A 6451-nucleotide genomic window follows, 5' to 3' on the forward strand; every position below is an offset into this window, starting at 1 on the left:
GGGCGGGGAGCGGGGGCTCTTCCACGGCGGCCTGGAAGCGGAGCAGTGAACGGCCCATTTCGATGACGTCACCATCCGCCAGCGGAACCCGGGAGTCGATGCGCTGGCCGTTGAGGAAGACGCCGTTGGGGCTGCCCAGGTCCTCCAGGGAGAATCCTCCCGCCTCATGGACGACGCGCGCATGGGCCCTGGACACGGCCCGGTCTCTCAGCCGCATCGCCACGTCGCTGCTCCGGCCAATGTCCGTCTGGGTCTCCGCGAGCGCATGGACGCGCCCGACATCCAGCCCCGTGAGGCAGGTGAGGGTGGCCGCGCGCGACGGGGCGGGTTCGTCCGTTCCTGTCAGCAGTCCCTTGAGGAGCGCCACGGTGCCCAGCCCACGCTCACTGACGGCCTCTTGAAGCACGCGCAGGCCCATGTCGTCGGGCAGCCCCAGCGCCTCTCCGGGAATCACCAGCCTCGGGACACCTGGGGGGACGAGCACGCCATTGACGGAGAAGGTGCGCGCGGCCTCCACCATGAGCCGCTGCGCCTCGATGCGCAGGCTGAGAAGGCCTGGGGGCAGCCCCACCAGCCGGATGTGGTCATCCGGGCCGCCGCCCAGGAGGTGGATGCCATCGGAGAGCTCGAAGGGGGTGGTGGAGCCCAGGTGTTCGAATTCGAAGCGCATGCGCCAGCCCGGGAGCAACGGGCCGGCCGTCTCAGGAGGCCAGGGTTCCGCGGACTTGCCGTCCGCGTGCGTCCCGATGGCGATGGGGGCCGTCCGAAGCGCGAGACACCCGCGGGAGGCGCCGCGGCGCCTGCTCAGGCGGCGCGGGGCGTCTCGGGGGCCGGCGACTGGCTGGCATCAAAGCCCGTTCGCGTGCCGGGATACACGGCCACGGCCGAGCCGTCCGCGACGAAGGCGGAGCTGGGCTCGCCGCGCAGGAAGGGGACGAACCTCGCGCCGTACAGGCCTGCCACGTCGATATCGAGCGCGGAGGTGTCCACCTGCCACACGGACCAGCGGGGATGCTCCACGCGGTACTCGGCGCAGCCGCCGTCCCGTTGCGCGGTGTAGCCCCAGTAGTGCTCGGTGATGAACTCCGCCTCGGAGTCCGGTTCGCTGGCCCGCGGCGGCCCGAGCGTCGTCGCCGCCAGGTGCTGCCACCGTCCCCCCGCCTTCCACGCATATTCGGCGCTGCCGGGGGCGCCGGTGTGCGCGCCTTCCATCTCCACGACGTGGCGCATGGGCAGCGCGACATACGGCTCGTTGTAGAGCACTCGCGCCACGGTGGCGATGGCCTGTCGCGGGACGATTTCCTTCACGAACACCACACCTCGTCGCCAGCCCTCGGGGCCGAGGCGGCGCACGTAGAAGCGCAGGTTCACCTCGTCGAAGTTCCGGTGGAACGGCACGGGCAGGCCCCGCACGCGCGTGTCCAGGAACCGGAAGCCCACCATGCTGGCGAACGTCCGCCCCTGCCAGGTGTCCAGCTCCGTGTCGCGGGGGACGAGGGGCCGGAGCACCTCCGGGTCCACCTCGTAGTTGAGCATGACGAGATACCGCCACTCCGCCGTGAGGAAAGGGCGCATGCCTCCGTCCTAATGCGGGGCCTTCTCCCAACGCCACTCAGCCTGGGAGGGCGGGCGTGCCTCGCGCTCACCCCTCGCAGAAGCCGGCGTTCTGCGACGGGGGCGCGCGCCACGCCCAGGCACCGGCGGCCGCGTCACTACCAGGTCGCGCCGATGTTCACGGTGCCCGCGTAGCTGCCGCCGCTGCTGAAGTTCCGGTCGCCAATCGTGACGTCGCCGGGCGGGACGTTCGCCGCGAACTGCTGGTCCAGGAGGAAGCTGTACTGGAGCCGGGCATCGGCGGTGAAGTTGCCCCTGTGGATGCGCAGGCCGCCGCCCACCGGGATGTTGCCCACCGTGTCATCCGCGAAGGCGAGCGTGGGCGCCCGCACGTTGTACCGGCTGAGGCCCACGCCGCCCAACACGTAGGGCTGCACGGGCGCGGCACCCAGGCCCAGCGTGGCCACCACATGCGCGCCGTTTCGCACCAGGTCCGGGCCGCCCCGGGCGCCCGTCACCACGCGCTGGTCGAATTCGTTGAGGGCGCCCGAGTAGCCCAGCTCGAGGCCCAGCACCTTCGTGGGCTTGATGGCCACCGTCACGCCGTAGCCCAGGCCGGGGTTGATGTCGGACCCCAGTGCGTTCGTGTAGCCCTCCACACCGCCGCCCACGAGGAACGTCAGTCCGCGCATGTCCGCGGAGGACTCCAGCCGCTCCTGTGCCATGGCGCTCCCTGCTCCCAGCACACCCACCACCGCACCCACCTTGAGTAGAGTCTTCATTCGCGCCTCCCTTGGGCCTGAACCACCGGTTGAGGCGAGAAGATGGGAGCCACCCCCCGGCATGACAATTGCCGGGACTCCAAGGCGAGAGCGTCACGAGGGTTGCCTGCTCGCTCACCTCGGGGTGAACCCATTGGACGCGAAGCCCGCTAGGATGCGCGGCCCCGATGCGTCTCCCGTCCTCCGTCCTCGCTCCGCTGCTGGCTGTCACCTGTCTTGCCACCGTCGCCTGTCGTGATGAGCAGGCCGGGCCGCGTCAGCAGACACCCCGCATCCCCGCGCCCACGCAGCTGCGCGCCCTGGACGCGGCGCCCGCGGACCTCACGTTCCGCAGCGGCGCGACGTTCGCCGGTGGGGCGGTGGTGTACCTGGGCTCCAAGGTGTCCCCGGAGCAGGCCGCGCCCGGCACGCAGGTGAGGTTGGCCCATTACTTCCAGGCGGTCCGCCCACCGCCGGGGGGCTTCGCCTTCTTCGTCCACGTCGTGGACCCCGCCAGCGGCGGCATGCTCACGAACGCGGACCACGAGGTGCAGGGTGGCGCCGCGCCGCTGGCGTCATGGCCGGTGGGCAAGGTCATCGAGGATGTCCACTCGGTGCCCATGCCGGGCACGCCCGCGCGCGTGATGCTCGGCTTCTGGCGGGGAGACTCCCGGCTGCCCGTGGATGACGCCAAGGCGCATGATGGCTCGCAGCGCATGCTGGGGCCGCAGCTGGGAGGGGCCGCGCAGGAGCTGCCCGAATACTCCGTCCCGCGCGTGAGCCAGCCGCCCACCCTCGACGGTGTGCTCGACGACGCGGCGTGGCAGCAGGCCAGGCCGGTGGTGCTGCGCCGGAGCTTCGACGGGAGCGCCGCGCGCCTGCGCACCGAGGCGCGGCTCGTCCATGACGGCACGTTCCTCTACGTGGCCTTCGACCTGGACGACCCGGACGTGTGGGGCACGCTGCGCAAGCGCGATGACCCCATCTACGAGGAGGAGGTGGTGGAAATCTTCCTCGACGCCAACGCGGACGGACGCACGTACAACGAGCTCCAGGTGTCACCGCACAACGTCATCTTCGACGCATACTTCCCCGCCCGCAGGCAGGGCATGGACCGCTCCTGGGATTCAGGGATGACGTCCGCCGTGAAGGTGCGGGGCACGTTGGATGAGGCCTCGGACCGCGACGAGGGCTGGTCGGTGGAGATGAAGATTCCCTTTGACCGGCTGGCCGAGGTCCCGCACCTCCCGCCCCGGCCGGGTGACCGCTGGCGCTTCAACCTCTACCGGCTGGAGCACCATGACCGCCGCACGGTGGAGGGGCAGTCCTTCTCGCCCCTCTTCGTCGGCGACTTCCATGCGCTGCCGCGCTTCGGTTGGCTCGTGTTCGAATAGGGGCGCCCGCGCTCACGCGTGGGGGCTGATGTCCCAGTGCGCGTCCGCGACGGAGCGCTCGGTGGGGTCCCCCAGGAAGCGGAGGAAGCCGCGAAGCTCCATCGTGTCGATGAGCTCCTCCGCCTCCAGCTCCGAGAAGCCCCGCATGTCCACGAGCAGGTCGCGCATCACCGACTTGCCGCGGAGGTACCCGATGGGTTCTCCCGGGCCGAGCGCGTTCTTCAGGTCGGCGGTGAGCTGCTGGAGGTCGATATCCTCTGGAATCATCGTCCCCAATCTGGTGACGAGCCCTGTGCCTGCGCAACCGGCATGACCTGGGGGGAGGGCTCGTGGGACAGGAAGGTGAGCAGGCGGACGTCCTGGCCGTCGCTCTCCACGGTGATGGCGCCATGGTGGTCGGTTCGCCAGCACTCGCTGCCCTGCGCCCGGTATCTCGCCTCCACGTCTTCGTGGGGAAAGCCGTACCGGTTGCGCCGGCCCACGCAGAAGACGACGTGCCGTGGGCGAGTGCGTGCCAGCAGGGCCTGCGTGGACGAGGTCCGCGAGCCGTGGTGAGGGGCCTTCATCACCGTCACCGGGCCCAGCCGCTCCGCCAGGGCCTCCTCGCCATCCGCCTCCACGTCGCCCGTGAGGAGCACGGTGACGTCGCCGTGGCGCACCAGCAGCACCACGCTTCGGTCATTCGCGCCTTCCAGCAGCTCGCGTGCGTCCAGCTCCGGTGGCCCGAGCACTTCGATGGTTGCCTCGCCCAGGCGCAGGGGAGGGTGGCCCACCTCGACCTCCTCCACGAGCGCCGTCCCCGCCGCGGCCACCACCTGCCGTGAAAGGGGGCCGTCTCCATCGCCCGCGGGCATCCACAGCCGCTGGGTGGGAAGCTGCTTCAGCGCGGATGCCAGCCCGAGCGCATGGTCCGGATGCGGATGCGACAGCACGGCGAGGTTCAGCCGGGAGATGCCCGCCTGCTTCAGGTACGGGAGGATGAATCGCTCCGCCGTGTCCATGCCGCCTGGAACGCCGCCGCCGTCCACGAGCATGTGCTCACCTCCGGAGCTGACGACCACGGCGTCGCCCTGACCCACGTAGAGAAAGGTGACGCGCAGCCCGGGCTGCGGCGTGAGCGCCGGTGCCAGGATGGCGGCGACGACGGCCGCGGGAGCCAACAGGCCTCCCAGCCGCCAGCGCCCCGTGCCGAGCGCCCACGTCAGCAGCCCCGCCGCGTAGAGCGCCGACAGGACGCCCAGTGACGGCACCTCGACCGAGGCCAACGGCGCCGCCGCGAAGAGCCGGGTGATGACCAGCAGCAGCTCTGACGCCCAGGCGCCGGCCCACAGCACCGGTGTGGCCAGCACGGGGGCCACGACGAAGAGCGCGGCGCCCCCCGCGGCCAGGCCCGTGAGCAGCCCGCACAAGGGCAGGGCGACCACGTTCGAAATGAGCCCCGCGAGGCTCACCCGTCCGAACGTCGCCGCGACAATGGGGAGTCCCGACAGCGTCGCGGCGGCGCTCGCGCACAGCGTCTGCGCCACCGTCTCCTGGGCTTGCCCCCACCAGCGCCGGACGCGGTGGGGCTCGGACGGGTCGGGCTCGGCCAGGGGCAGCGCCTGCCGCAGCGGCGGGGACAGCAGCACCAGTCCCAGCACGGCGAGGAACGACAGGCGCAGCGACAGGTCCGCCACGCTGGAGGGCGCCCAGGCCACCAGCACCACCGCCGCCGCGGCCAGGCCGTTGAGTCCGTCCGCGCGCCGCCACAGCGCCAGTCCCAGCAGCACCACCGTGGCCATCACCGCGGAGCGCACCGCGGGAGGCTGGTTGTCGGTGAACACGACATAGGCCCAGACGAAGGGCACCGCCGCGGGGGCCGCCACCTGCCGCGCATCCAGCATGCGCCACCGCTCCCCGGTGCGCACCACCAGCCGCCGCAGCACCGCGAGCGTCATCAGCGCCAGCGCCGCCACGTGCAGCCCGCTGACGCTCAACACGTGAGCCAGTCCGGCGCGGGAGAAGGCCTCCTCCCACGAATCATCCAGCGCCGCGCGTTGTCCCGCCGCCAGGGTGAGGAAGAGCGCCGCCGCGTCCGTTGACGGCGCCACGGCGTGGACCGCCGCCGCCAGCCGCGTGCGCGTGTCCTCCAAGGACACCCGCCACGCCGGGGCAGGGGAGAGCACCACCAGGCGCCGCGCGTCCATGCCGCCGGTGAAGGCCACGCCCTGTCGCCGTCGCGCTGCGCCGAAGTCCTTCTCGCCCGGGTTGGAGGGCGGCGCGTCGGGCAGCAGCTTCGTCTCCGCCCGGACACGTTGACCGGGCAGCAGCGGCGGTGGCTCGCCGCGCAGGGACAGGTTCATCCGGAACCGGACAGGCGCCAACGGTCCGGGCGCGACGCCAGCCCGCGCGACGGCCAATCGGACACGCGTCGTCCCGTCGAAGCGGTCCACCCGCTCCGCTTCTCCCTCGATGACGATGGCGTTGCCTTGGGTCAGCTCCGCCGGCACCTCCACCTGGGACTCCCAGCGCGCCAGCCCCACGCCCGCCGCCCAGAGCGACGCCAACACGGCGAGATGCGCACCAGGCAGCCTGGCAAGCGCCAGCCCGAGTGCTCCCAGTAAAAGCCCGCAAACGAGAAATGGTTCCGCGGCCGTGCTTGTTACCGGGGCGCAGAGGGCTCCGAGTGACAGGCTCAGGGCGGGAAAGAAGAGAGGACGCGCGCCCAGGTCGCGCCAAGCATGACGTTCCACCTTCCAACCC

6 protein-coding genes are annotated in these 6451 nt (G+C 71.6%); 1 reads left to right on the forward strand and 5 read right to left on the reverse strand.

What is annotated here, in order from left to right; translation table 11 throughout:
• The 3 genes from G4D87_RS31245 to G4D87_RS31255 form a co-directional block, all read right to left on the reverse strand.
• Window positions 1-670, reverse strand: a 670-nt coding sequence (locus tag G4D87_RS31245) for an FHA domain-containing protein (RefSeq protein ID WP_163786351.1), incomplete at its 3' end; no start/stop codon positions are given.
• Window positions 671-804: 134 nt separating this feature from the next.
• Window positions 805-1575: a YqjF family protein gene (locus G4D87_RS31250; protein ID WP_163786352.1), complete on the reverse strand. Its 771-nt coding sequence runs from the start codon at window positions 1573-1575 to the stop codon at window positions 805-807.
• 137 nt (window positions 1576-1712) lie between these two features.
• Window positions 1713-2336: a hypothetical protein gene (locus G4D87_RS31255; RefSeq protein ID WP_240358752.1), complete on the reverse strand. Its 624-nt coding sequence runs from the start codon at window positions 2334-2336 to the stop codon at window positions 1713-1715.
• A 167-nt stretch (window positions 2337-2503) separates the two neighbouring features.
• On the opposite strand from G4D87_RS31255, the gene G4D87_RS31260 reads away from it, so the two are divergent.
• Window positions 2504-3709 carry a carbohydrate-binding family 9-like protein gene (locus G4D87_RS31260; protein WP_163786354.1) on the forward strand — a complete coding sequence of 402 codons (1206 nt, stop codon included), beginning with the start codon at window positions 2504-2506 and terminating at the stop codon, window positions 3707-3709.
• Between the two features lie 12 nt (window positions 3710-3721).
• Here G4D87_RS31260 and G4D87_RS31265 read toward each other — a convergent pair whose 3' ends face one another.
• Entirely contained in the window at window positions 3722-3976 is a 255-nt protein-coding gene (locus G4D87_RS31265) for a hypothetical protein (RefSeq protein WP_176413435.1), read from the reverse strand.
• On the reverse strand, window positions 3973-6441 hold the full coding sequence (locus tag G4D87_RS31270) for a DNA internalization-related competence protein ComEC/Rec2 (protein ID WP_163786356.1): 2469 nt from the start codon (window positions 6439-6441) through the stop codon (window positions 3973-3975). Before G4D87_RS31270 ends, G4D87_RS31265 begins: the two co-directional genes overlap by 4 nt.
• Window positions 6442-6451: the final 10 nt, after the last annotated feature.

This window comes from Myxococcus vastator (genome assembly GCF_010894475.1).
Classification (GTDB): domain Bacteria; phylum Myxococcota; class Myxococcia; order Myxococcales; family Myxococcaceae; genus Myxococcus; species Myxococcus vastator.

Coding starts and splice junctions, on each gene's coding strand:
- G4D87_RS31255 (WP_240358752.1), bottom strand. CDS start 2,336: ATGAAGACTCTACTCAAGGTGGGTGCGGTGGTGGGTGTGCTGGGAGCA.
- G4D87_RS31265 (WP_176413435.1), bottom strand. CDS start 3,976: ATGATTCCAGAGGATATCGACCTCCAGCAGCTCACCGCCGACCTGAAG.
- G4D87_RS31260 (WP_163786354.1), top strand. CDS start 2,504: ATGCGTCTCCCGTCCTCCGTCCTCGCTCCGCTGCTGGCTGTCACCTGT.
- G4D87_RS31250 (WP_163786352.1), bottom strand. CDS start 1,575: ATGCGCCCTTTCCTCACGGCGGAGTGGCGGTATCTCGTCATGCTCAAC.